The sequence below is a fragment of the Pseudomonas crudilactis genome (assembly GCF_013433315.1).
Classification (GTDB): Bacteria; Pseudomonadota; Gammaproteobacteria; order Pseudomonadales; family Pseudomonadaceae; genus Aquipseudomonas; species Aquipseudomonas crudilactis.
The window spans coordinates 79,973-101,539 of the sequence record NZ_WXVV01000013.1 but is presented as its reverse complement, the minus strand read 5'-3'; the positions used below and the strand labels follow the sequence as shown (position 1 = coordinate 101,539).

At 60.2% G+C, this 21,567-nt stretch carries 25 protein-coding genes; 10 read left to right on the top strand and 15 right to left on the bottom strand.

Translation table 11 applies throughout. The features are described from left to right. Positions 1–30 precede the first annotated feature (30 nt). From rsmD to GTU76_RS16160, 3 genes are read right to left on the bottom strand one after another with little or no spacing between them, the layout of a single operon-like run. Positions 31–645, bottom strand: coding sequence for a 16S rRNA (guanine(966)-N(2))-methyltransferase RsmD (rsmD, locus tag GTU76_RS16170; protein ID WP_077574913.1), 615 nt, complete (start codon positions 643–645; stop codon positions 31–33). After that, positions 645–2,135: a M16 family metallopeptidase gene (locus tag GTU76_RS16165; RefSeq protein ID WP_180699054.1), complete on the bottom strand. Its 1,491-nt coding sequence runs from the start codon at positions 2,133–2,135 to the stop codon at positions 645–647. The genes rsmD and GTU76_RS16165 overlap by 1 nt, the downstream gene beginning before the upstream one ends. Continuing rightward, the gene (locus tag GTU76_RS16160) at positions 2,128–3,483 is read right to left on the bottom strand and encodes a M16 family metallopeptidase (protein WP_025112091.1); all 1,356 of its coding nucleotides are present in this window, start codon (positions 3,481–3,483) and stop codon (positions 2,128–2,130) included. Before GTU76_RS16160 ends, GTU76_RS16165 begins: the two co-directional genes overlap by 8 nt. 344 nt (positions 3,484–3,827) lie before the next feature. Between GTU76_RS16160 and ftsY the strand changes: the two genes are divergently transcribed. The 4 genes from ftsY to rpoH all read left to right on the top strand — a co-directional run bounded on the left by ftsY (position 3,828) and on the right by rpoH (position 8,046). After that, positions 3,828–5,387 carry a signal recognition particle-docking protein FtsY gene (gene ftsY, locus GTU76_RS16155; protein WP_180699053.1) on the top strand — a complete coding sequence of 520 codons (1,560 nt, stop codon included), beginning with the start codon at positions 3,828–3,830 and terminating at the stop codon, positions 5,385–5,387. Then, complete coding sequence (gene ftsE, locus GTU76_RS16150; RefSeq protein ID WP_008065082.1) at positions 5,384–6,055, top strand: cell division ATP-binding protein FtsE; 672 nt, start codon at positions 5,384–5,386, stop codon at positions 6,053–6,055. The genes ftsY and ftsE overlap by 4 nt, the downstream gene beginning before the upstream one ends. Continuing rightward, on the top strand, positions 6,052–7,077 hold the full coding sequence (ftsX, locus tag GTU76_RS16145) for a permease-like cell division protein FtsX (protein ID WP_034153670.1): 1,026 nt from the start codon (positions 6,052–6,054) through the stop codon (positions 7,075–7,077). The genes ftsE and ftsX overlap by 4 nt, the downstream gene beginning before the upstream one ends. A gap of 114 nt (positions 7,078–7,191) precedes the next feature. Beyond that, positions 7,192–8,046 (top strand): RNA polymerase sigma factor RpoH, encoded by an 855-nt coding sequence (gene rpoH / locus GTU76_RS16140; protein ID WP_007913617.1) that lies wholly within the window; start codon positions 7,192–7,194, stop codon positions 8,044–8,046. Between the two features lie 181 nt (positions 8,047–8,227). Here rpoH and mtgA read toward each other — a convergent pair whose 3' ends face one another. After that, positions 8,228–8,950, bottom strand: coding sequence for a monofunctional biosynthetic peptidoglycan transglycosylase (gene mtgA / locus GTU76_RS16135; protein WP_180699052.1), 723 nt, complete (start codon positions 8,948–8,950; stop codon positions 8,228–8,230). A 74-nt stretch (positions 8,951–9,024) separates the two neighbouring features. Here mtgA and GTU76_RS16130 point away from each other — a divergent pair, with 74 nt between their 5' ends. From GTU76_RS16130 to GTU76_RS16110, 5 genes are all read left to right on the top strand, one after another. Then, positions 9,025–9,405 carry a DUF423 domain-containing protein gene (locus GTU76_RS16130; RefSeq protein ID WP_016983237.1) on the top strand — a complete coding sequence of 127 codons (381 nt, stop codon included), beginning with the start codon at positions 9,025–9,027 and terminating at the stop codon, positions 9,403–9,405. 71 nt (positions 9,406–9,476) lie between these two features. Continuing rightward, a complete protein-coding gene (gene thiS, locus GTU76_RS16125) occupies positions 9,477–9,677 on the top strand; it encodes a sulfur carrier protein ThiS (RefSeq protein WP_122604433.1) in 201 nt (66 codons plus the stop codon). A 60-nt stretch (positions 9,678–9,737) separates the two neighbouring features. Then, a complete protein-coding gene (locus GTU76_RS16120; protein ID WP_016983239.1) occupies positions 9,738–10,532 on the top strand; it encodes a thiazole synthase in 795 nt (264 codons plus the stop codon). 9 nt (positions 10,533–10,541) lie between these two features. Beyond that, positions 10,542–11,267 (top strand): tRNA (guanosine(46)-N7)-methyltransferase TrmB, encoded by a 726-nt coding sequence (trmB, locus tag GTU76_RS16115; protein ID WP_016983240.1) that lies wholly within the window; start codon positions 10,542–10,544, stop codon positions 11,265–11,267. Positions 11,268–11,453: 186 nt separating this feature from the next. After that, entirely contained in the window at positions 11,454–12,239 is a 786-nt protein-coding gene (locus GTU76_RS16110; RefSeq protein WP_175555551.1) for a hypothetical protein, read from the top strand. A 60-nt stretch (positions 12,240–12,299) separates the two neighbouring features. Here GTU76_RS16110 and GTU76_RS16105 read toward each other — a convergent pair whose 3' ends face one another. The 10 genes from GTU76_RS16105 to GTU76_RS16060 all read right to left on the bottom strand — a co-directional run bounded on the left by GTU76_RS16105 (position 12,300) and on the right by GTU76_RS16060 (position 19,525). Further along, positions 12,300–12,623 (bottom strand): DUF3392 domain-containing protein, encoded by a 324-nt coding sequence (locus tag GTU76_RS16105; RefSeq protein ID WP_008083808.1) that lies wholly within the window; start codon positions 12,621–12,623, stop codon positions 12,300–12,302. A 22-nt stretch (positions 12,624–12,645) separates the two neighbouring features. Next, complete coding sequence (gene hemW / locus GTU76_RS16100; protein ID WP_016983242.1) at positions 12,646–13,851, bottom strand: radical SAM family heme chaperone HemW; 1,206 nt, start codon at positions 13,849–13,851, stop codon at positions 12,646–12,648. After that, positions 13,848–14,444: an RdgB/HAM1 family non-canonical purine NTP pyrophosphatase gene (rdgB, locus tag GTU76_RS16095; RefSeq protein ID WP_008083802.1), complete on the bottom strand. Its 597-nt coding sequence runs from the start codon at positions 14,442–14,444 to the stop codon at positions 13,848–13,850. Before rdgB ends, hemW begins: the two co-directional genes overlap by 4 nt. Further along, complete coding sequence (locus tag GTU76_RS16090) at positions 14,441–14,875, bottom strand: DUF4426 domain-containing protein (protein ID WP_102901333.1); 435 nt, start codon at positions 14,873–14,875, stop codon at positions 14,441–14,443. Before GTU76_RS16090 ends, rdgB begins: the two co-directional genes overlap by 4 nt. 26 nt (positions 14,876–14,901) lie before the next feature. Then, entirely contained in the window at positions 14,902–15,522 is a 621-nt protein-coding gene (gene metW, locus GTU76_RS16085; protein ID WP_007913638.1) for a methionine biosynthesis protein MetW, read from the bottom strand. A gap of 7 nt (positions 15,523–15,529) precedes the next feature. Beyond that, positions 15,530–16,669 (bottom strand): homoserine O-succinyltransferase MetX, encoded by a 1,140-nt coding sequence (metX, locus tag GTU76_RS16080; RefSeq protein WP_016983244.1) that lies wholly within the window; start codon positions 16,667–16,669, stop codon positions 15,530–15,532. Positions 16,670–17,102: 433 nt separating this feature from the next. Next, positions 17,103–17,399, bottom strand: coding sequence for a DUF167 domain-containing protein (locus tag GTU76_RS16075; protein ID WP_016985982.1), 297 nt, complete (start codon positions 17,397–17,399; stop codon positions 17,103–17,105). Next, entirely contained in the window at positions 17,396–17,986 is a 591-nt protein-coding gene (locus GTU76_RS16070) for a YggT family protein (RefSeq protein WP_095186992.1), read from the bottom strand. Before GTU76_RS16070 ends, GTU76_RS16075 begins: the two co-directional genes overlap by 4 nt. A gap of 10 nt (positions 17,987–17,996) precedes the next feature. Further along, positions 17,997–18,815: a pyrroline-5-carboxylate reductase gene (gene proC / locus GTU76_RS16065; RefSeq protein WP_016985980.1), complete on the bottom strand. Its 819-nt coding sequence runs from the start codon at positions 18,813–18,815 to the stop codon at positions 17,997–17,999. A 23-nt stretch (positions 18,816–18,838) separates the two neighbouring features. Next, on the bottom strand, positions 18,839–19,525 hold the full coding sequence (locus GTU76_RS16060; RefSeq protein WP_180699051.1) for a YggS family pyridoxal phosphate-dependent enzyme: 687 nt from the start codon (positions 19,523–19,525) through the stop codon (positions 18,839–18,841). Between the two features lie 56 nt (positions 19,526–19,581). Here GTU76_RS16060 and GTU76_RS16055 point away from each other — a divergent pair, with 56 nt between their 5' ends. Beyond that, entirely contained in the window at positions 19,582–20,616 is a 1,035-nt protein-coding gene (locus GTU76_RS16055) for a type IV pilus twitching motility protein PilT (RefSeq protein ID WP_064116265.1), read from the top strand. Positions 20,617–20,748: 132 nt separating this feature from the next. Here the strand turns inward: GTU76_RS16055 and GTU76_RS16050 are convergent, their stop codons facing one another. Beyond that, entirely contained in the window at positions 20,749–21,366 is a 618-nt protein-coding gene (locus tag GTU76_RS16050) for a C40 family peptidase (protein WP_016985978.1), read from the bottom strand. Positions 21,367–21,567: the final 201 nt, after the last annotated feature.

The window sequence follows — 21,567 nt, the reverse complement described above, 5'->3', positions numbered from 1 at the left end:
GAAGGGGCGCCGCTGATTCAGACCGGTCGGTTAACCGGCGATCTCTGCCGTACGTTGCCACAGCGCGTAGTAAACCCGGCCGGATTTCTGCTCGCGGTGCAGGCGCCAGTTGCCCGGCAGGCCCAGCGTCGATGGCGCTGTTTCGCTTTCAGTGTAGATCCACGAATCGGGCGCCAGCCACTGACGCTCTTCGAGCAAGGTGCAAACGGCCGGCAGCAGGTTCTGATTGAACGGCGGGTCGAGGAATACCAGGTCGAACGCGCTGGCGGTCTGGGTTTCCAGATAACGCAGCGCGTCCGCCGTCTGCACCTGACCGTTGGTGCAGCGCAGGGTGCCGAGGTGTTCCTTCAGGCTGGAGACGGCGATGTTGCTGGCGTCCAGCGCCTGACCCATGGCCGCGCCGCGGGACAGTGCTTCGAGAAACAGTGCGCCGCTGCCGGCGAACGGGTCGAGCACCTTGGCCCCTTCAACGTACGGCGCCAGCCAGTTGAACAGGGTTTCACGCACGCGGTCCGGCGTCGGGCGCAGGCCCGGCGCGTCGGGGAAGCTCAGCTTGCGGCTGCGCCATTGGCCGCCAATGATGCGCAACTGGTTCACACCGTTGTGGACGTTGTGCGCAGGCTTTTTAGGGGAACGAGTTGCCATTAATGCTCCGGAACCCCGAGCGGTTGCTCGGCAGGTTTATCAGATGGGGCCGGTAACGGCTTTTGCGGCACGGTCGGGCCAGCGGTGACGATGACCATTTTGTCCGTGCTCAGGTGTTTGTTCAGGGCGTCGCGGACTTGTTCCACGGTCAGGCTTTGCGACTGACGCATGAAGTCGTCCAGATAGCTCAACGGCAGATTATAGAAGCCCATCGCGCCGAGTTGGCCGACGATATCGGCATTGCTCGCGGTGGACAGTGGGAAGCTGCCGGCGAGTTCACGTTTGGCGTCGTCGAGTTCCTTCTGCGTCGGCCCGGTTTTCAGGTAGTCGGCGAGTACGTCCTGCACCAGTTTCAGGGTGCCTTCGCTCATTTCCGCGCGGGTCTGAAGATTGATCATGAACGGGCCGCGCGCCTGCATCGGGCTGAAAGCCGAGTACACGCCGTAGGTCAGGCCGCGCTTCTCACGCACTTCGCTCATCAGGCGTGTGCCGAAACCGCCGCCTCCGAGGATCTGGTTACCCATCGACAGCGCCGCGTAATCCGGATCGTCGCGGTCGATGCCCAGTTGGGCGAGCATCAGATTGGTCTGCTTCGACGGGAACTCGATATGGTTGATGCTGGCTTTCGGCTCTTGCGGCTGAGCGATCTTCGCCAGCGCCGGGCCTTTCGGCAGGGCAGAAGAAACCTGATTGGCAATCGCCTCGGCTTCCGCACGCGACAGGTCGCCGACCAGCGCGATCACCACGTTGCCAGCGGCGTAAGCCTTGGCGTGGAACTCACGCAATTGCGCGAGAGTGATCTTTGGCACGCTCTGCGGATTGCCGTCGCTCGAATGCGCGTACGGGTGATCGCCATACAGACGCTTCATCAGCTCAAGGCTGGCGAGTTTGCCGGGGTTCTGTTTCTGGTACTCGAAACCGGCGAGCATCTGGTTCTTGATGCGTGCGAAAGAGTCGGCCGGGAAGGTCGGTTTGCCAACCACTTCCGCGAACAGCTTCAGCGCCGGTTCACGTTTGTCGGTGGCACTCAGACTGCGCAACGAAGCCAGCGCCATGTCCTTGAACGCACCGTTGCCGAAGTCTGCACCGAGGCCTTCAAAGCCTTGAGCGATGGCGCCGACGTCTTTGCCGGCGACACCTTCGTTGAGCATGGCGTTGGTCAGCACCGCCAGACCCGAGGCGCTGCCGTCCTGGCTGCTGCCAGCGGCGAAGATCAGGCGCATGTCGAACATCGGCAACTCATGGGCTTCGACGAACAGCACTTTGGCGCCTGCGGCGGTGCTCCAGGTCTGTACGTCGAGTTTGCGGCTGGCCGGCGCTTTGCCGTCGAGTTCGGTCAGCGATTGCAGCTTTTGGCTGGACTTGGCGTTGTCGAGGGCTTCGCTGGCCTTGCTGTCAGCGCTTGGCGACAGATAGAAAGCCGTCGAGCCGATCACCGCAATGGCGATCAGGCCGAGCAGCATCAGACGTGGGGTTTTGCGCTCACTCATGAGTCGTCTCCAGTGGCAGGACGTGGGCGACGCTGAGACGTTCGCGGGTGAAATACAGCTTGGCAGCGTTCTGGATGTCTTGCGGGGTCACGCTTTCCAGATCGGCCAGTTCGGTGTCCATCAGTTTCCACGACAGGCCTACGGTCTCGAGTTGACCAATTGCGGTGGCCTGGCTGGTGATCGAATCACGTTCGAACACCAGACCGGCGATCACTTGCGCGCGCACACGTTCCAGTTCTTCAGCGGAAGGTGCGGTGGTTTTCAACTGTTCGAGCAGTTTCCACAGACCGGCCTCGGCTTGCGCCATGGTCTTTTTCTTCTGCGTGTTCGGGGTTGCCGACAGGGTGAACAGGCTGTCGCCACGGGTGTAGGCGTCGTAGCTCGACGAACCGCCGGAGACCAGCTCTTCGCCGCGCTCCAGTTGCGTCGGGATGCGACCGCTGTAGCCACCGTCGAGAAGGGCCGAGATCAGGCGCAAGGCGTTGACTGAGCGTTTGTCTTCAGCGGTGGCGATGCTCGGCACGTTGAAACCAAGCATCAGGCTCGGTAGCTGAGTCTGCACGTGCAGGGTGATCTGGCGTTCGCCCGGTTCAGCCAGTTCCAGTGGTTTTTTCGCCGGTGGCACGTCGCGCTTGGCGATCGGGCCGAAATAGCGCTGAGCGAGGGTTTTCACTTCGTCCGGGGTAACGTCACCGACCACTACCAGCGTGGCGTTGTTCGGCACGTACCAGGATTGATACCAGTGGCGCAGCTCTTCGACTTTCATGCGGTCGAGGTCGGCCATCCAGCCGATGGTCGGCGTGTGGTAACCGCTGGCCGGGTAGGCCATGGCCTTGTAGCGCTCGTAAGCCTTGGACATCGGCTTGTCATCGGTACGCAAGCGGCGCTCTTCCTTGATGACTTCGATTTCCTTGGCGAACTCGTCGGCCGGCAGGCGCAGATTGGCCATGCGGTCGGCTTCCAGTTCAAAGGCTACGCCCAGGCGGTCGCGGGCCAGCACCTGGTAATAAGCAGTGAAGTCGTCGCTGGTGAAGGCGTTCTCTTCGGCGCCCAGATCGCGAAGGATCAATGACGCTTCGCCGGGGCCGACTTTCTCACTGCCCTTGAACATCATGTGCTCAAGTGCGTGGGACAGACCGGTCTGGCCCGGGGTTTCGTAGCTGGAACCGACCTTGTACCAGACCTGCGACACCACCACTGGCGCGCGATGGTCTTCGCGCACGACGACCTTGAGGCCGTTGTCCAGGGTGAATTCGTGAGTCGGTTGCGGGTCGGCCGCCAGGGCCGAAAGGGGCAGGCAGACTGTGCTGAGCAGCAGGCCTGCGGCGCGGCGGGCTAGAGCATTCATTCGTTTTTTAACCTGTTGGGCTGCCCGCTTGGTCTTAGCGTCGGCGGGCGAGAGGGTGCTAGGATACTGATCCGTTTTACCGGCGACCACGCCTATCAGGTTTTCGGGCCTGATCCGGCTGTATCGGTTTGCGGCAGAAAGCTGCGGTTTATCGACTAAACTTCGCTTTTTCGCCGAATTTGCCGGTTTAGTCCTTCGTTTATACGATTCTTTGGGGTGCCGCTGGCGCCTCGACAAAATGTTGCGCGTGAACAAGCTGGATGAAACACAGTCTGTTCTGCATCGAATATTTATTTGCCGGGGCGCCCTTATGGCGCGTCGCTACCGTGAGATAGCCGTCCTCCATGTTTGGTTCCAACGACGACAAGAAGACCCCAGCTGCGGCTGGCGAGAAGAAAAGCCTGTTCGGATGGCTGCGTAAGAAACCGCAGGAACCCGTCGTCGAACAGCCGCCCGCGATTCCTGAGCCTGCCCCGGCGCCCGCTCCGGTAATAGAAGAAGAGCCGGCACCGATTGTGCTGCCGATTGCCGAGCCGGTGCTGCAACCGGTTGAGCCGGAACCCGAGCCTGAAGCGCCAGTGGCGGCTGAACTGCCGCTGACCCCGGCGGCCGAGCCGTGGTTGACCTTGCCAGTGGCGGAAGAGCCGGTGGCGTTGGTTGAAGAAGCTGCGCCGCACGTCACTCCGGAGATTCCTGCACCTGCCGCGTTTGTGCCCGAAGTTGCTCCGACGCCTGTGGTTGAGCCGGTTGTCGAGCCTGCGCCGGTTGTAGCTGAACCTATTGTTTCTGAGCCTGTAGCTCCGGTAGTTGTCGCCCCCGTTGCGCCGGTCATTCAACAGCCCGAGCCCGAGCCTGCACCTGCACCTGCATCCGCCCCCGCCCCCGCCCCCGCCCCTGTTACGGTTGCTCCAGTCGTGCCGGTTGAAGCGGTGGCCGAAGCGCCAGTCGAAGCCCCGCGCACCGAAGAAACCAAAGCCGGTTTCTTCGCTCGTCTTAAACAAGGCCTGTCCAAGACCAGCGCCAGCATCGGCGAGGGCATGGCCAGCCTGTTCCTCGGCCGCAAAACCATCGACGACGATCTGCTCGATGACCTCGAAACCCGTCTGCTCACCGCCGACGTCGGCGTCGAAGCCACCACGCAAATCATCCAGCGTCTGACCCAGAAGGTCGCCCGCAAAGAGCTGGCCGACGCCGACGCGCTGTACAAATCCCTGCAGGCCGAACTGGCTGCGATGCTCAAACCGGTCGAACAACCGCTGAAAATCGCTTCGCAGAACAAGCCGTTCGTGATTCTGGTGGTGGGCGTCAACGGCGCCGGCAAGACCACCACCATTGGCAAACTGGCGAAGAAGCTGCAACTGGAAGGCAAGAAAGTCATGCTCGCCGCCGGTGACACCTTCCGCGCCGCCGCTGTGGAGCAATTGCAGGTCTGGGGCGAGCGCAACAAGATCCCGGTGATCGCTCAGCACACTGGCGCCGACTCGGCTTCGGTGATCTTCGACGCCGTTCAGGCCGCCAAGGCGCGTGGCATCGACGTATTGATCGCTGACACCGCCGGTCGTCTGCACACCAAAGACAACCTGATGGAAGAGCTGAAAAAGGTTCGCCGGGTCATCGGCAAGCTCGACGCCGACGCGCCGCACGAAGTGCTGCTGGTGCTCGACGCCGGTACTGGCCAGAACGCCATCAACCAGGCCAAGCAATTCAACCAGACCGTCGAACTGACCGGCCTGGCGCTGACCAAGCTCGACGGTACCGCCAAGGGCGGGGTGATTTTCGCTTTGGCCAAGCAGTTCGGCCTGCCGATCCGCTACATCGGCGTCGGTGAAGGCATCGACGATTTGCGTACCTTTGAAGCCGAACCCTTTGTCCAGGCACTGTTTGCCGAGCGGGAGCGTTCATGATTCGTTTCGAACAGGTCGGTAAACGCTACCCGAACGGTCACGTCGGCTTGCATGAGCTGAGCTTTCGAGTCCGTCGCGGCGAGTTCTTGTTTGTCACCGGCCACTCCGGTGCCGGTAAATCCACCTTGTTGCGCCTGTTGCTGGCGATGGAACGTCCGACCAGCGGCAAACTGCTGCTGGCGGGGCAAGACCTGAGCACCATCAGCAACGCGCAGATTCCGTTTCTGCGTCGGCAGATCGGCGTGGTGTTCCAGAATCACCAGTTGCTGTTCGATCGCACGGTGTTCAACAACGTCGCGTTGCCGTTGCAGATTCTCGGGCTGTCCAAGGCCGAAATCGCCAAACGTGTCGATTCGGCGCTGGAGCGCGTGGCACTGTCGGATAAAACCGATCTGTATCCGGGCGACCTGTCCACCGGTCAGCAACAGCGCGTCGGCATTGCCCGCGCCATCGTTCACCGTCCGGCCTTGCTGCTCGCGGACGAACCGACCGGTAACCTCGACCCGCGTCTGGCGGCGGAAATCATGGGCGTGTTCGAAGACATCAACCGTCTGGGCACCAGCGTGCTGATCGCCAGTCACGACCTGGCACTGATCGCGCGCATGCGTCACCGCATGCTGACCCTGCAACGCGGCCGATTGATTGGCGACGGGGAGGCCGGCGAATGAGTGCGACACGCAGTCCGAAGGTTTCCGAACGCGTGGCCCCGAAAGCCGCCGATCCGCAGCCGCCAAAGAAGAAAAAGCACGACGATGACGATGGCCCGGACTTTGCCACGCTGTTCCGTGCCTGGGTCGAAAGTCATCGCGCCAGCCTGCTCGACAGCCTGCGTCGTTTGGGCAAACAGCCGATCGGCAGCTTCTTCACCTGCATGGTGATGGCGGTCGCGCTGAGCCTGCCGATGGGCCTTTCGCTGTTGCTCAACAATGTCGAACGTCTTGGCGGTTCGTGGCAGCGGGCAGCGCAGATCTCGCTGTATCTGCAACTCGACGCCAGCCCCGAGCAAGGCGAGTCGTTGCGTGAACAGATCAAAGGCATGCCCGGCGTAGCTGATGCTGAATATGTCGGCCGTGATCAGGCGCTGGAAGAGTTCCAGCAACAGTCCGGACTGGGCGAAGCCCTGCGCGAGCTGCCGGAGAACCCGTTGCCGGGCGTGGTGCTGGTCACTCCGAACGAAGTCGACAAGCCGACCCTGGAAGCATTAAGACAAAAACTTTCCGAGCTGCCCAAGGTACAACAGGCGCAACTTGATCTAGTCTGGGTCGAGCGTCTGGCCGCCATCCTCAAGCTTGGCGATCGTTTTGTCTTCGGTCTGACGGTGCTTTTGGTTTCCGCATTACTTTTGGTGATAGGCAATACCATTCGTCTTCATATTGAAAACCGCCGCACAGAGATAGAAGTGATTAAACTCGTCGGCGGCACTGACAGCTATGTGCGACGTCCCTTCCTTTATATGGGGGCGTTGTATGGCTTCGGTGCGGGACTGTTGTCCTGGGGCGTATTGGCGTTCGGCCTGAACTGGCTGAACGACGCGGTGGTTGGACTGGCCGGCTTGTACGGCAGTGATTTCGCGCTGGCCGGAGTGCCAGTTGCCGACGGTCTGTCGCTCTTGCTTGGCGCGGTGCTGTTGGGTTATATCGGTGCATGGATTGCAGTCGCACGCCATCTCAGGGAGCTGGCGCCGAAGTAGAATCTTTTTTGCGCGTGATTGACCTCGCGGTTTTTTGGGAACTTGTATTTGAGTTCCCGGTCAATTTTTCGCAGTGCTGAGAAGCACGAGTATGTAAGTGGGAGGTTTTTTCGTATGACCAATTCTTTGCAACCTGCGTATGCGTTGGTTCCGGGTGCGAACCTGGAAGCTTACGTACACACCGTCAACAGCATTCCATTGCTGACGCCGGAGCAGGAGCGTGAACTGGCCGAGAGTCTCTACTATGAGCAGGATTTGGGGGCGGCTCGGCAGATGGTGCTCGCCCACCTGCGTTTTGTCGTACACATTGCCCGTAGCTATTCCGGCTACGGTCTGGCTCAGGCTGACCTGATCCAGGAAGGTAACGTTGGCCTGATGAAGGCCGTAAAACGCTTCAACCCGGAAATGGGTGTGCGTCTGGTGTCGTTCGCCGTGCACTGGATCAAGGCGGAAATTCACGAGTTCATCCTGCGCAACTGGCGCATTGTGAAAGTCGCGACCACCAAGGCCCAGCGCAAGCTGTTCTTCAACCTGCGCAGCCAGAAGAAACGTCTGGCGTGGCTGAACAACGAGGAAGTCCACCGTGTGGCGGAAAGCCTCGGCGTTGAACCGCGTGAAGTGCGCGAGATGGAAAGTCGCCTGACCGGCCATGACATGGCCTTCGACCCGGCTGCTGAAGCCGACGACGACAGCGCTTTCCAGTCGCCGGCCAACTACCTGGAAGACCACCGGTACGACCCGGCGCGTCAACTGGAAGATGCCGACTGGAGCGACAACTCCAACAGCAACCTGCACGAAGCGCTGGAAGTGCTGGACGAACGCAGCCGCGACATTCTCTACCAGCGCTGGCTGGCAGAAGAGAAAGCCACGCTGCACGACCTGGCGCAGAAGTACAACGTGTCGGCCGAGCGGATCCGTCAGCTCGAGAAGAGCGCGATGAACAAGCTCAAATTGTCGATCGCCGCGTAACCGGCGAGCAGGCAATAAAAAACGCCCTGATCAGCGATGATCGGGGCGTTTTCATTTCAGGCTTCACACAAAATCCATGTGGGAGCGAGCTTGCTCGCGAAAGCGGAGTGTCAGTCACCGCCACTGCTGAATCATCCACCGCATTCGCGAGCAAGCTCGCTCCCACAGGGGATCTTCAGCGTTATTCAGACCAAGGTGCGCGGCGCGAATCGTTGAGCCCCAGCAAATAGCTATCCCCACCCAACTGACTCATCTGCTGGCGAATCCACCCGGCCCGACGCGAGACATAAGCGGTCGGATGACTGGCACTCCAGACACGCGGATTGGGCAGAACAGCCGCCAGATAACTCGCCTGCTGCCGCGACAACGACTTCGCGCTCACACCAAAGTGATGGCGGGCGGCAGCTTCAGCACCAAACACCCCGTCATCCCACTCGACACTGTTCAGATACACCTCAAGAATCCGCTGCTTGGGCCAGAACACTTCGATCAACGCTGTAAACCAGGCCTCCAGACCTTTGCGCAGATAGCTGCGCCCGGCCCACAGAAACAGATTCTTCGACACCTGCTGACTCAAGGTGCTGGCGCCGCGAATCGATCCACCGAGCTCGTTGTGCGCCAACGCGGCCTGAATCGCACTGAAGTCAAAGCCCCAATGCTCGGGAAACTTCTGATCCTCACCGGCCATGATCGCGACTTTGAGGTCGTCGGAGATCTCGTCCCATGGTTTCCAGGTACGTTGCAGGTCAATCGGCTCGCCATCGACCCAGGATTCGACTTTGCGCTCGACCATCAACGCCGTGCCCGGCGGCGGCACGAAGCGAAACACCAGCACCAGCAAGATGCTGCCGCCCGCGAACCAGAGCAGGGCCTTCGTGAGACGACGGAAAATAGTACGCAGCATAGAGATGGCTTGGCCGAACCGGTGGAGCGGGCCATTATACAGACCCTGCCGATCGCGTCTGACTGGAGTTCCCAATGCTGCGTGGCTTTTTGATGCTGGCCGCTTTTTTTGGTTTTACCGGTGTTGCACTGGGCGCGTTTGCCGCCCATGGCCTGAAAAACCGCCTGACGCCCGAGTACCTCGCGATTTTCCACACCGGCGTGACCTATCAGTTGGTGCACACCTTGGCGCTGTTCGGTGTGGCGCTGTTGGCCACGCAGATTCAGGGCCGACTGGTTGCTTGGGCCGGCGTGTCGTTTACCGTCGGCATCCTGCTGTTCTCCGGCAGCCTTTACGTGTTGACCACCACCGGCATCAGCAAGCTCGGCATCATCACCCCGTTCGGTGGTCTGGCGTTTCTGGCCGGTTGGGTCTGCCTGGGCCTCGCCGCCTGGCGCTTGCAGCCAACCGCTTGACGCTTGGTGCTGACCTTTAGGTCATGATCGGGCTAGAATGCCAGCCCCTAAAAATGATGGCGGCGTTGTGCATGCGCATTCAATTGAACGGCGAATCCCTTGAACTGCCCGACGGCGAGACCGTTGCGGCCCTGATCACCCGTCTGGAACTGACCGGACGCCGGGTGGCAGTCGAACTCAATCTGGATATCGTCCCGCGCAGCCAGCATGCCGACACCACGCTCAACGATGGCGACAACGTTGAAGTGGTGCACGCCATCGGCGGCGGCTGATCGCCCGGCCCGCAAGGGCACAGAATTCTGCAAGACCCTCACTCCTAAAGAGGATTCCCCATGAGCATCGTTCGTAGCGACAAGCCTTTTGTGCTGGCCGGTCGTACTTACCAGTCGCGTTTGCTGGTCGGTACCGGCAAGTACCGTGACATGGAAGAAACCCGTCAGGCCATCGAAGCCTCGGGTGCCGAAATCGTCACCTTCGCCGTGCGCCGCACCAACCTCGGCCAGATCGAAGGCGAGCCGAACCTGCTCGACGTGCTGTCGCCGCAGCGCTACACCTTCCTGCCGAACACTGCCGGTTGCTACGACGCCATCGAAGCCGTGCGCACCTGCCGCCTGGCCCGTGAGTTGCTCGACGGTCATAACCTGGTGAAGCTGGAAGTGCTGGCTGACCAGAAGACCCTGTTCCCTAACGTCATCGAAACCCTCAAGGCTGCCGAAACGCTGGTCAAGGAAGGTTTCGACGTGATGGTGTACACCAGTGATGATCCGATCATCGCCCGGCAACTGGCAGAAATCGGCTGCATCGCGGTGATGCCGCTGGCCGGTCTGATCGGTTCCGGTCTGGGGATCTGCAACCCGTACAACCTGCAGATCATCCTCGAAGAAGCCAAGATCCCTGTGTTGGTCGATGCCGGTGTCGGCACTGCGTCCGACGCAACCATCGCCATGGAACTGGGTTGTGATGCGGTGCTGATGAACTCGGCCATCGCCCACGCCCAGCAGCCGGTGATGATGGCTGAAGCCATGAAACACGCCATCGTTGCAGGCCGTCTGGCCTACCTCGCTGGCCGTATGCCGAAAAAACTCTATGCCAGCGCCTCTTCGCCGCTGGATGGTCTGATCAAGTAAGAGCCATTGATGACTGAATCGAACGACACGCCTATCCAGACGGAAGAAGGCGACGAGCGCCAACACCGCCGCATCAAGAGTTTCGTGATGCGCGCCGGGCGCATGACCGAAGGCCAGCAACGCGGTCTGGATCAGGGCGCGCCGCTGTACGTGTTGCCGCTGGCCGACGCGCCGGTGGATTACGATCAGGTTTTCGGCCGTTCGGCACCGCGCTCGCTGGAGATCGGTTTCGGCATGGGCCACTCGCTGCTGGAAATGGCCGCGGCCGCACCGGATCAGGATTTCATCGGCGTGGAAGTTCACCGTCCGGGTGTCGGCGCGCTGCTCAATGGCGTGCTGACTCAGGGCCTGACCAACCTGCGGGTCTACGATTGCGACGCGATCGAAGTGCTCAACCGCTGCATCGCCGACAACAGCCTCGATCGCCTGATGCTGTTCTTCCCGGACCCGTGGCACAAGAGCCGTCACCACAAGCGTCGTATCGTTCAGGCCTCGTTCGCTGAACTGGTGCGCAGCAAGTTGAAGGTTGGCGGCATTCTGCACATGGCCACCGACTGGGAACCGTACGCCGAATACATGCTGGAAGTGATGAACGTCGCGCCGGGCTATCGCAACCTCGCCGAAGACGGCAAGTGCGTGCCACGCCCGGCTGAACGCCCGATCACCAAGTTCGAGCGCCGCGGCGAACGTCTTGGCCATGGCGTGTGGGACCTGAAGTTCGAAAAACAGTCCTGAGCATCACGCGATACCCAATGTAGGAGTGAGCCTGCTCGCGATAGCGGTGGATCAGTCAGTACTTATGCCGACTGACACACCGCTATCGCGAGCAGGCTCACTCCTACAGTTGTTTTTGGGGGCCTTAAAGATTGCTGGCGATCCGCCGAAAGCTCTACGTCCCCCACTTGTAAAGGAAGACGAGTCTTGAAAGCCATTTTCGCCTGCACGCTGGTTCTGGGTTTATTGTTTTGCGCCGCCTGCGAGCGGGTAGTCACCCCTGAGGAATACTTTGCAAGTGCGCAGAGAACGGCGGTGAAGATCGAGCGCGAAGCCAATGAGCGCATCAGGCGGGAGGCCGCCGGAGAAACGCTCGAATACACCCCGGAGCAATTGCGCGTTGCAGAGGGCGATATTGAAGCGCTGGCCGAGAATTTGAAGCACGCATCGGATGGCGGACACACGCTGGCAACGTACCTGCTGGCCAGTCTGCAGGACAATCCGATGTTCTCTGAGCGAACACGCCTGGAAACTTGCGGCCTGTACCAGAAAGCCATGGATCAAGGGTTACTGGCGGCCGCGGTGGGTTACTACCATCTGTGCGACAAAGCCTATGAACGGTTTGATCTGCACAACGCCGATCATTTGAAATTCCTGCAGTCGCTGGAACAGTTGTTGAGTAAACCCGACGCTCATGTTGACGATTATCCGCTGCAGGCCAAGCGCTCCCTGTGTTTCCTGGACGAAAGGGCGCCCCAGACTCAGCAAGGTGTGGCAGCGGCCATGCGCGCCCGCGCTGTGGCGTTGATGTTGTCAGAGGAGCAGTATCGGGCTGAGGCCAACTACATTCTGGCGCTGACACGGGTAAACGCCAGCGACCGACACGACAGTCAGAGCATTTTGTATCTGGATAGCGCTGAAGCACTGGGCTGCCAGGACTATTACGGGCTCAGCGCGATGATCCGCCATGAGGTCAAGTCCGGCGTTAAATAGACGATCCCTGTGGGCGGGCGGGAATCATCACGCCCACATTCATTTTGGATCGTTTTCGGCTCAGCGGCGGTCGGCGACTACGCCAATGAGCACGAGGACTACCAGCAGGACGGGCGCCAGGCTGTAGTTGTTGAACTGGCTCAAGCCTTTGATCACCCAAGGCGTTGCGTAAATCAGCGCCGCGCCGCTGCCGATCAGGCACAGCAGCGCCATCAGTGGCACGCGCAAGGCGCCGGCGATGCTGCCCAGGCGCTGCTCGACCCAGCCTTTGAAGTCAGCGCCGAACAGCACCAGCAAGCAGCCGACCAGCGCCAGGGCGATTTCCGAGAGGTTGCTGCGGCTCCAGCGGGAGACGGTGGCGAGCAGGTCGAGTATCAAATCCATGCGTTTTCCCTTAGCACTGAAATCAGTTCAGAAATTGTTGCAGCAAGTCGTTGAGGAACAGCTGTCCGCGCTCGGTGGCCACCAGACGTGACGGTTCGACCTGCAACAGACCGCTTTGTTCTGCCGCTGCCCGGCCTTCGGCGAGGCTTTCCAGCGACAGGCCAGTGCGCTCCGGATACAAGCGCGATTCGACGCCGGCAGTCAGGCGCAAGGCGTTCATCAGAAACTCGAACGGCATCTCGTCGTTGGTCAGGGCTTTTTCGCCGGCCTGGAAGCTTTTTGCCGGGTTGAGATAGTCCTTTGGCAAACGGGTTTTCCAGGTACGAACGATGCGTCCGTCCGGATGGCTGAGCTTGCCGTGCGCGCCCGCGCCGATGCCGATGAAGTCGCCGAAACTCCAGTAATTGAGGTTATGCCGCGCCGGACGTGCGGCCTGGGCATACGCCGACACTTCGTATTGCGCGTAACCGTGCTCGGCCAACAGCGCCTGCCCAGCCTCTTGAATGTCCCACAGCGTGTCGTCTTCCGGCAGCACTGGCGGCTGGTTCCAGAACACCGTGTTCGGCTCCAGTGTCAGCTGATACCAGGAAATGTGCGTCGGATTCAGTTCTATAGCCTGGCGCAAATCGCTCAAGGCATCGTCCAGCGATTGATCGGGCAAGCCGTGCATCAAGTCGAGGTTGAAGTTATCGAACCCGGCCTGACGCGCCATGCCCGCCGCGCGCACGGCTTCGTCACCGTTGTGAATGCGGCCCAGTGCCTGGAGCTTTTCCTGCTGGAAACTCTGGATGCCGATCGACAGCCGATTGATCCCCAGCTTGCGGTAGGCGACGAACTTCTCTTGTTCAAAGGTGCCCGGGTTGGCTTCCAGAGTGATTTCGATGTCGTCGGCAAACGGAATGCGCTGCTCGACGCCTTCGAGCAAACGGCCAAGCGCTTCGGCGCTGAACAGGCTCGGCGTACCGCCACCGAAGAAGATCGAGCTGATTTCGCGGCCGTAAACGGCGTGCAGGTCCTGATCGAGATCGGCCAGCAGCGCGTCGACGTATTCCTGTTCCGGCAATACCGGGCTGGCGGTGTGCGAGTTGAAATCGCAATACGGGCATTTGCGCACACACCACGGGATGTGGATGTACAGCGACAAGGGCGGCAGCGTCGGCAACGGCGCCCGAGGCGAAGAAGCGGCGCCGCCGACAATCAGCGACGACGCAGAAGAGTCACGGGTCATTTCAAGCCCAGACGCTGGCGCAGCAGATCCATTGCTCGGGCGCGGTGGCTGATCTGGTTCTTGTCCGCCGGGCTCAGTTCGGCGCTGGACACGTCACGCTCCGGTACCCAAAACAGCGGGTCATAACCGAAACCGTGTTCGCCGCTGGCAGCCGTCAGAATGCGCCCGTGCCACAGGCCTTCGCAGAGGATCGGCAACGGGTCATCGGCGTGACGTACCAGCGCCAGCACGCAAACAAACTGTGCGCCGCGCTCGGCTTCCGGCACATCCTTCAGCGCGTCGAGCAGTTTGGCGTTGTTTGCCGCATCGCCCTTGCCGTCGGCATAACGCGCCGAATAGATGCCCGGCGCACCGCCAAGGAAATCCACCGCCAGACCGGAGTCGTCGGCCAGCGCCGGCAACCCGGAAATACGCGCGGCGTTACGCGCCTTGAGAATCGCGTTCTCGACGAACGACAGACCGGTTTCTTCCGGCTCGACCTTGCTCCACTCGCCAATCGAGCGCAGTTGCACCGATTCGCCGAGCATGGCCTGGAGTTCTTTGAGTTTGCCGGCGTTATGGCTGGCCAGTACGAGCTGCTTGATGTTCATCATTCGCCGGGAAAGAGTTCTTGGTTGAAATTGATGGTGTTGATCTTGTCGCCGTTCTGCACCTTGATTTCAAAGGTGCGGGTTTCCTGCTGAGGCACCGGATATTGGGCGATGTAGTAGATCGCACCCTGCTCGGTGACTTGCTTGAAATTCAGCGGCACGCTCTGGCTGGTCAGGTCTTTGACCGTGCCGGTGACGTTGGCGACCAGCGGTTTGCCGTCCTTGATTACCGAGACATTGATCACGCCCTGATTCTTGCTGCGGATCAGCTCCGCGGCCTTGGCGATGTCCGGTTGCAGGAACGTCGAGTTGAAGGTGTTGTAGTGCACCGTGACGTCGCCAAAGGTTTCCTTGCGCTCACCCTTGATGACGTCGGCCGCCAGAGCGCTGGCGCTCAGGCAGGCAGTCAATAACAACAACGCTAAACGACCCATGATCGTGCTCCTCGAAATGACGGGATTCAGACCGCGACTTTGTGGTCTGCAAGCTGCGGGCTGCTGACGCGGTAGATACCAATCTCACCTAACAGATTAGGCCATAGCTTACTGGCCCACCCGTGACGGTGCTGTTGATCCACGGCAAGCCGATCAATGACCTTCGCATCACGTTCGCGACAAAGTTCTTCAAAGTCTTCGAAGGTGCAGAAGTGGATGTTCGGCGTGTTGTACCAGGTGTACGGCAGGAACTCGGAAACCGGCATGCGGCCCTTGCTCGCCAGGTACCAGCGGCAGCGCCAGTGGCCGAAGTTGGGGAAAGTGATGATGCACTGGCGGCCGACCCGGAGCATTTCGTCGAGGATCTTGTCCGGGTAATGCACGGCTTGCAGGGCCTGAGTCATGACGACGATGTCGAAACTGTTGCTGGCGAAGTTGCCCAGCCCCTTGTCCAGGTCCTGCTCGATGACGTTGACGCCTTTGGCCACGCACTGGGCGATGTTGTCGGCGTCGTTTTCCAGGCCATAACCGGTGACGTTCTTGTTGTCGCGCAGCCAGGTCAGCAGCTCGCCGTCACCGCAACCGAGGTCGAGGACGCGGCTGCCGGCGGGGATCCATTCCTGGATGATTTCCAGATCAGCTCTCATGGCTTTCTCACAGCGTGATGCGGTTCATGTAATTGCCGAACGCCTGCAAGTAGCGCGGGATCGGAATCAGGAAGGCGTCGTGGCCCTGCGGCGCATCGATTTCCAGATAACTGACGTCTTTGCGCGCCGCCATCAGCGCATCCACCAGTTCCCGCGAACGGGCAGGGGAGAAACGCCAATCGGTGGTGAATGACATCACGCAGAACTTGGCCGTGGCGTTTTCAAAGGTTTTTGCCAGGTTATCGTCGAAGTTCGCCGCCGGATCGAAGTAATCCAGTGCCTTGGTCATCAACAGATAGGTGTTGGCGTCGAAGCGTCCGGAGAACTCTTCGCCCTGATAACGCAGGTAGCTTTCAACCTGAAACTCGACACTGTGGAAGTCGTAGTTGAGTTTCTCGCTCTTCAGGCCACGGCCGAATTTCTCGCCCATCGAATCGTCGGACAGGTAGGTGATGTGCCCAACCATGCGCGCCAGCATCAAGCCGCGCTTGGGGATCACGCCGGCTTCCTGGAACGAACCGCCGTGGAATTCCGGATCGGTCAGGATTGCCTGACGCGCCACTTCGTTGAAGGCGATGTTCTGCGCCGACAGCTTCGGTGCCGAGGCGATGGCCAGGCAGTGACGCACGCGATCCGGATAGGTGATGGTCCATTGCAACGCCTGCATGCCGCCAAGGCTGCCGCCAATCACCGCTGCCCACTGGCCGATGCCGAGCAGGTCAGCGAGACGTGCCTGGCTGTGCACCCAGTCTTCCACGGTAAGCACCGGGAAGTCGGCGCCGAACGGTTTGCCGGTCTCCGGGTTGATGCTGCTCGGGCCGGTGGAGCCGTTGCAGCCGCCGAGGTTGTTCAGGCTGACCACGAAGAATTTGTTGGTGTCGATCGGTTTGCCGGGGCCGATGCAGCTGTCCCACCAACCGGGCTTGCGGTCGTCGACGCTGTGATAGCCGGCGGCGTGGTGATGGCCGGACAAGGCGTGGCAAATCAGCACGGCGTTGCTCGCTTGCGCGTTCAGCGTGCCGTAGGTTTCGTAGATCAGGTCATAGGCGGCCAGCGAACGGCCACAGGCCAGCGCCAGCGGAACGCTGAAGTGCGCGGTTTGCGGCGTCACCAGACCAACAGAATCGGGGGGAAAGGCAGTTGGCATCGACCCTGCTCTCGTTGAAATGAGGCGTAAGTCTAAAGACCGGGGGGGTTAGCGGCAAGCGGCCCTCACCCTAGCCCTCTCCCGGAGGGAGAGGGGACTGACCGAGGTGTTCTTTTGAACTACGCCGACCTGATCTATCGAGTCGAACTCAGGCCTTGAAAACCACCAAAATCGGCTCCCTCTCCCGGAGGAAGAGGGGACTGACCGGGGTGGATGTTCGAGATACGCCGACCTGATCTATCGAGTCGAACTCAGGTTTTGAAAACCACCCAAATCGGCTCCCTCTCCCGGAGGAAGAGGGGACTGACTGGGGTGGATGTTCGAGATACGCCGACCTGATCTATCGAGTCGAACTCAGGTTTTGAAAACCACCCAAATCGGCTCCCTCTCCATGGGGAGAGGGCTGGGGTGAGGGGCGCAGACGCCGCCAAAATCAAGACAAGCGCCCAACCAACCCCGGCAAATCCGGCAACTTCTTCGGCGAACAAATCTTCACCCGCTTCTGCCGGTTCAACTCGCCACTGAGCAAACTGACCTGGCTCTTGGACACCCCAAACGCCTTGGCCAGAAAGCCCAGCAGATAAGCATTGGCCTTGCCCTCAACCGGCGGTGCGGTTAAACGAATCTTCAGACGATCGCCGTGCAGCCCGGCGAAGTCATCGCTGCGGGCTGCCGGTTGCAGGTGACACTCGAGGATCAAGTCGTCACCGTCCCATCGAAACCAGCTCACATCAGCAGACGGAGGATTTCCGGCATCATCGTCATCGCCGCCAGATTGTTAATCACCAGCATGTCGATCAGCTTCAGCGCGAGGAAGGCGAAGATCGGCGACAGGTCCAGACCGCCAAGATTCGGCAGGAACTTGCGGAACGGCGCCAGCGCCGGCTCGCAGATCTGGTTGACCAGCTCAGCGCCCGGATTGTGGCTGCCCGGCGCGACCCACGAGAGGATCACGCTGATGATCAGGGCGAAGAAGAAGATCTTCAGGAACAGCGCGGTCACGCCGATCAGCGACCAGATAAACAGTTGCAGCGGATTGCCGGTGGTGCCGTAAGTCAACAGCAGGGTCAGGGCCATCAGCGCCAGTTGCACCAGAATCGCCAGCACCAGCGACGACATGTCGAGCCCGAACATGCTCGGAATGATCCGGCGCAGTGGTTTGAGCAGCGGCTGGGTGGCTTTAACTATGAACTGGCACAGCGGGTTGTAGAAGTTTGCCCGTACCAGTTGCAGGACGAAGCGCAGCAGCACGATCAGCAGGTACAGGCTGCCGAGGGTTTGCAGCACGTAAACCGCTGCAGTGTTCAATCCAATCATGTAAGGCTCCTTATTTGCCCAGTTGTTCGGCCATTTCGGCCGAGCGGTGCGCGGCGGCGCCGAGTGCGGTTTCGACCAGGGCTTCAAAGCCATTGGCCTGGAATGATTTGATCGCGGCTTCTGTGGTGCCGTTTGGCGAGGTCACGCGGCGGCGCAGTTCGGCCGCGTCGACATCGCTGGAAACCGCCATGTGCGCGGCGCCCAGCGCCGTTTGCAGGGTCAGTTGTTCTGCGACGTCTTTCGGCAGGCCGAGTTTGACGCCGGCGGCGGTCATGGCTTCGATCAGCAGGAAGAAGTAGGCAGGGCCGGAACCGGACACGGCGGTGACGGCGTCCAGTTGCTGTTCTTCACTCAGCCACAGGGCAATGCCGACGGCGGACAGCAGCTCTTCAGCTTGCTGACGTTGCTCGGCGGTCACTTCACTGGTTGCATACAAACCGCTGACGCCCTGACGCAGCAGCGCCGGGGTGTTGGGCATGCAGCGCACAATCGGCTGCTCGCCGAGCCAGGCGGTCATGCTCGCGCAGGTGATGCCCGCCGCGATGGAAACCACCAGTTGATTGGGTTGCAGGCTTGGGCGAATTGCCTCGCACACGGCTTTCATCGCCTGCGGCTTGACGGCCAGTACGATCACATCGAAGCCGTCGATGGCCTGCGCGTTGTCGGCAAAGGTCTCGATGCCGTGTTCAGCGCTGACCCTGGCGCGAGTTTCTTCGCCCGGATCGCTGGCACGGATGTGGGCAGCTTCCAGACCTTTGGCGCGCAGGCCGCCAATCAAACTGGCCGCCATGTTGCCCGCACCGATAAACGCAATACGTGTGTTGCTCATGTGTGGTCCTTATCTGGAAACGTTCAAGATTGGGAATAGTCGCGGGCGCCAAACAGGGCCGTACCGATACGCACCCAGGTGGCGCCTTGGGCAATGGCCGACTCGAGGTCGTGGCTCATGCCCATGGAAAGTGTGTCGAGCGGCAAATCGAGGCTCGCCTGCAATTTCTGCACGGCGGCGAAGGCCGCGTCCTGTTCGGCGCGGTCGTCGGTTGGCTCCGGAATCGCCATCAAGCCGCGCAGTTTCAGGCGCGGCAAAGCGCTGATGGCAGCGGCCAATGCCGGCAGATCGTCAGGCGTGCAGCCGGATTTACTCGCCTCACCGCTGACGTTGACCTGAATGCAGATGTTCAGCGGCGGCAGCTCGGCCGGGCGCTGTTCGGACAGACGTTGAGCGATTTTCAGGCGATCCACGGAGTGCACCCAGTCGAAATGCTCGGCAATCGCACGAGTCTTGTTCGATTGAATGGGGCCGATGAAGTGCCAGATCAAGGGCAGATCCGCCAGTTCGAGCTGTTTGCTCAAGGCTTCCTGCAGATAGTTCTCGCCAAAGTCGCGCAGGCCGGCGGCATACGCTTCGCGCAGGGCTTCGGCGGGTTTGGTTTTACTGACGGCGAGTAATTGAACGCTGTTTTCAGGGCGGGTTGCGGCTTGGATCGCTGCCTGGATGCGCGAACTAACCAGTTGAATGTTGTCTGCTATCGTGGACATCAAGAGGCGCCAGCGGTCTGAAGGTTCGCGGCATTCTACTGGAATTGAGGAGCGCTATGGATATCACTGAACTGCTGGCCTTCAGCGCCAAACAGGGAGCTTCCGACCTGCACCTGTCGGCCGGTCTGCCGCCGATGATCCGTGTCGATGGCGATGTGCGGCGGATCAATCTGCCAGCGCTGGATCACAAGCAAGTGCACGAATTGATCTACGACATCATGAACGACACCCAGCGGGTCGACTTCGAGAAACATCTGGAAACCGACTTTTCCTTCGAAGTGCCAGGTGTCGCACGTTTTCGGGTTAACGCCTTCAACCAGAACCGTGGCGCCGGGGCGGTGTTTCGTACCATTCCGTCGAAAGTGTTGAGCATGGAAGACCTCGCCATGGGCGACGTCTTCCGCAAGATTACCGATGCGCCGCGTGGGCTGGTGCTAGTCACCGGGCCGACCGGTTCCGGCAAGTCGACCACGTTGGCGGCGATGATCGATTACCTCAATACGCATCGCCACCACCACATTCTAACCATTGAAGACCCGATTGAATTTGTTCACGAATCGCGCAAATGCCTGATCAATCAGCGTGAGGTTCACCGTGATACCCGCAGTTTCGCTACGGCTTTGCGTTCAGCGCTGCGCGAAGACCCGGATGTGATTCTGGTTGGCGAGATGCGTGACCTGGAAACCATTCGCCTGGCGCTGACCGCTGCCGAGACCGGGCATTTGGTGTTCGGCACCTTGCACACCACGTCGGCGGCGAAAACCATCGACCGCGTGGTCGACGTATTCCCCGGTGACGAGAAGTCGATGGTGCGCTCGATGCTGTCGGAGTCGTTACTGGCGGTGGTCTCGCAGACGTTGATTAAGAAGATCGGTGGCGGTCGGGTGGCGGCGCACGAGATCATGCTGGGGACGTCAGCGATCCGTAACCTGATCCGCGAGGACAAGGTGGCGCAGATGTATTCGGCGATTCAGACGGGGGGGGCGTTGGGGATGCAGACACTGGACATGTGCCTGAAGGATCTGCTGACCAAGGGCTTGATCAGTCGCGAGCATGCGCGGGAGAAGGCGCGTACGCCGGATAACTTTTGAGGGGGATTTGTGTCGCTATTACCGGCCTCTTCGCGAGCAGGCTCGCTCCCACATGGAAATGCATTCCAATGTGGGAGCGAGCTTGCTCGCGAAGAGGGCGGTACTGCTTGAGCTGATTCCGGATCAGTCAGCTCAGCGCTGAACCACGCGCATCTGGCTCTGTTCTTTCGGCAACACCCGCTTGGCAACCACGTAATGCTGCTGCCAGTACGGCTTGTTCAGCGTATCGATGCTCACCGCTTTGCCACGACGCGGGGCGTGGATGAAGCGGTCGTTGCCCAGGTAGATGGCAACATGGTTGACCCGGCGGCTCTTGATGTTGAAGAAAATCAGGTCGCCCGGCTTCAGATCCTTACGCTCGACTTTCTCGCCGTGGCCGCTGGCCATGGCGTTCGAGGTGCGTGGCAGGTCGAACGTGGCGTCGTTGAACGCGTATTTCACCAGACCGCTGCAATCGAAACCTTTACTTGGGCTGCTGCCGCCCCAACGATAAGGTGTACCGAGGACGTTGACCGCACGGCTCAGCACATTGCTGCTTTCCTTGCTCGCCATCGGTGGCACCAGCTTGCTGTGGCTCTTGCTGCTCAGCGTGGTGGTTTTGCTTTTGCTGCTTTTGCTCGAAGGAGCCGAAGCATGGGATTTAGGGGTAAAGCCGTTGACGTTGGGAAGACGTTGCTCACGATTGGTGGCGTGGGCGGCCAGTGGCATTAATAGGCAGATGGTTAGCCATGTCTTGAAAAATGGTCGCATTAGGCGTGGCTCTTAAGTGATAGCGCGCAACTTTATAACAGAGTTTTTTTTCATTCCGAGGCCGTTGGTCGATTCACTTGGCTGTCAACGGAACCAAATAAGCGGCAAATGGACGCAATTGTCGGACAGAAGTCAGGTGCTATAAGGCTTTGACGGTAGCAACGGTAACATTTGCCATACGTCGGCTACCTGTAAAAAAGT

What these genes read in the sequence shown, in the direction of transcription:
- rsmD (WP_077574913.1), bottom strand. Translation starts at nt 645, where the DNA reads ATGGCAACTCGTTCCCCTAAAAAGCCTGCGCACAACGTCCACAACGGT.
- GTU76_RS16165 (WP_180699054.1), bottom strand. Translation starts at nt 2,135, where the DNA reads ATGAGTGAGCGCAAAACCCCACGTCTGATGCTGCTCGGCCTGATCGCC.
- GTU76_RS16160 (WP_025112091.1), bottom strand. Translation starts at nt 3,483, where the DNA reads ATGAATGCTCTAGCCCGCCGCGCCGCAGGCCTGCTGCTCAGCACAGTC.
- ftsY (WP_180699053.1), top strand. Translation starts at nt 3,828, where the DNA reads ATGTTTGGTTCCAACGACGACAAGAAGACCCCAGCTGCGGCTGGCGAG.
- ftsE (WP_008065082.1), top strand. Translation starts at nt 5,384, where the DNA reads ATGATTCGTTTCGAACAGGTCGGTAAACGCTACCCGAACGGTCACGTC.
- ftsX (WP_034153670.1), top strand. Translation starts at nt 6,052, where the DNA reads ATGAGTGCGACACGCAGTCCGAAGGTTTCCGAACGCGTGGCCCCGAAA.
- rpoH (WP_007913617.1), top strand. Translation starts at nt 7,192, where the DNA reads ATGACCAATTCTTTGCAACCTGCGTATGCGTTGGTTCCGGGTGCGAAC.
- mtgA (WP_180699052.1), bottom strand. Translation starts at nt 8,950, where the DNA reads ATGCTGCGTACTATTTTCCGTCGTCTCACGAAGGCCCTGCTCTGGTTC.
- GTU76_RS16130 (WP_016983237.1), top strand. Translation starts at nt 9,025, where the DNA reads ATGCTGCGTGGCTTTTTGATGCTGGCCGCTTTTTTTGGTTTTACCGGT.
- thiS (WP_122604433.1), top strand. Translation starts at nt 9,477, where the DNA reads ATGCGCATTCAATTGAACGGCGAATCCCTTGAACTGCCCGACGGCGAG.
- GTU76_RS16120 (WP_016983239.1), top strand. Translation starts at nt 9,738, where the DNA reads ATGAGCATCGTTCGTAGCGACAAGCCTTTTGTGCTGGCCGGTCGTACT.
- trmB (WP_016983240.1), top strand. Translation starts at nt 10,542, where the DNA reads ATGACTGAATCGAACGACACGCCTATCCAGACGGAAGAAGGCGACGAG.
- GTU76_RS16105 (WP_008083808.1), bottom strand. Translation starts at nt 12,623, where the DNA reads ATGGATTTGATACTCGACCTGCTCGCCACCGTCTCCCGCTGGAGCCGC.
- hemW (WP_016983242.1), bottom strand. Translation starts at nt 13,851, where the DNA reads ATGACCCGTGACTCTTCTGCGTCGTCGCTGATTGTCGGCGGCGCCGCT.
- rdgB (WP_008083802.1), bottom strand. Translation starts at nt 14,444, where the DNA reads ATGATGAACATCAAGCAGCTCGTACTGGCCAGCCATAACGCCGGCAAA.
- GTU76_RS16090 (WP_102901333.1), bottom strand. Translation starts at nt 14,875, where the DNA reads ATGGGTCGTTTAGCGTTGTTGTTATTGACTGCCTGCCTGAGCGCCAGC.
- metW (WP_007913638.1), bottom strand. Translation starts at nt 15,522, where the DNA reads ATGAGAGCTGATCTGGAAATCATCCAGGAATGGATCCCCGCCGGCAGC.
- metX (WP_016983244.1), bottom strand. Translation starts at nt 16,669, where the DNA reads ATGCCAACTGCCTTTCCCCCCGATTCTGTTGGTCTGGTGACGCCGCAA.
- GTU76_RS16070 (WP_095186992.1), bottom strand. Translation starts at nt 17,986, where the DNA reads ATGATTGGATTGAACACTGCAGCGGTTTACGTGCTGCAAACCCTCGGC.
- proC (WP_016985980.1), bottom strand. Translation starts at nt 18,815, where the DNA reads ATGAGCAACACACGTATTGCGTTTATCGGTGCGGGCAACATGGCGGCC.
- GTU76_RS16060 (WP_180699051.1), bottom strand. Translation starts at nt 19,525, where the DNA reads ATGTCCACGATAGCAGACAACATTCAACTGGTTAGTTCGCGCATCCAG.
- GTU76_RS16055 (WP_064116265.1), top strand. Translation starts at nt 19,582, where the DNA reads ATGGATATCACTGAACTGCTGGCCTTCAGCGCCAAACAGGGAGCTTCC.
- GTU76_RS16050 (WP_016985978.1), bottom strand. Translation starts at nt 21,366, where the DNA reads ATGCGACCATTTTTCAAGACATGGCTAACCATCTGCCTATTAATGCCA.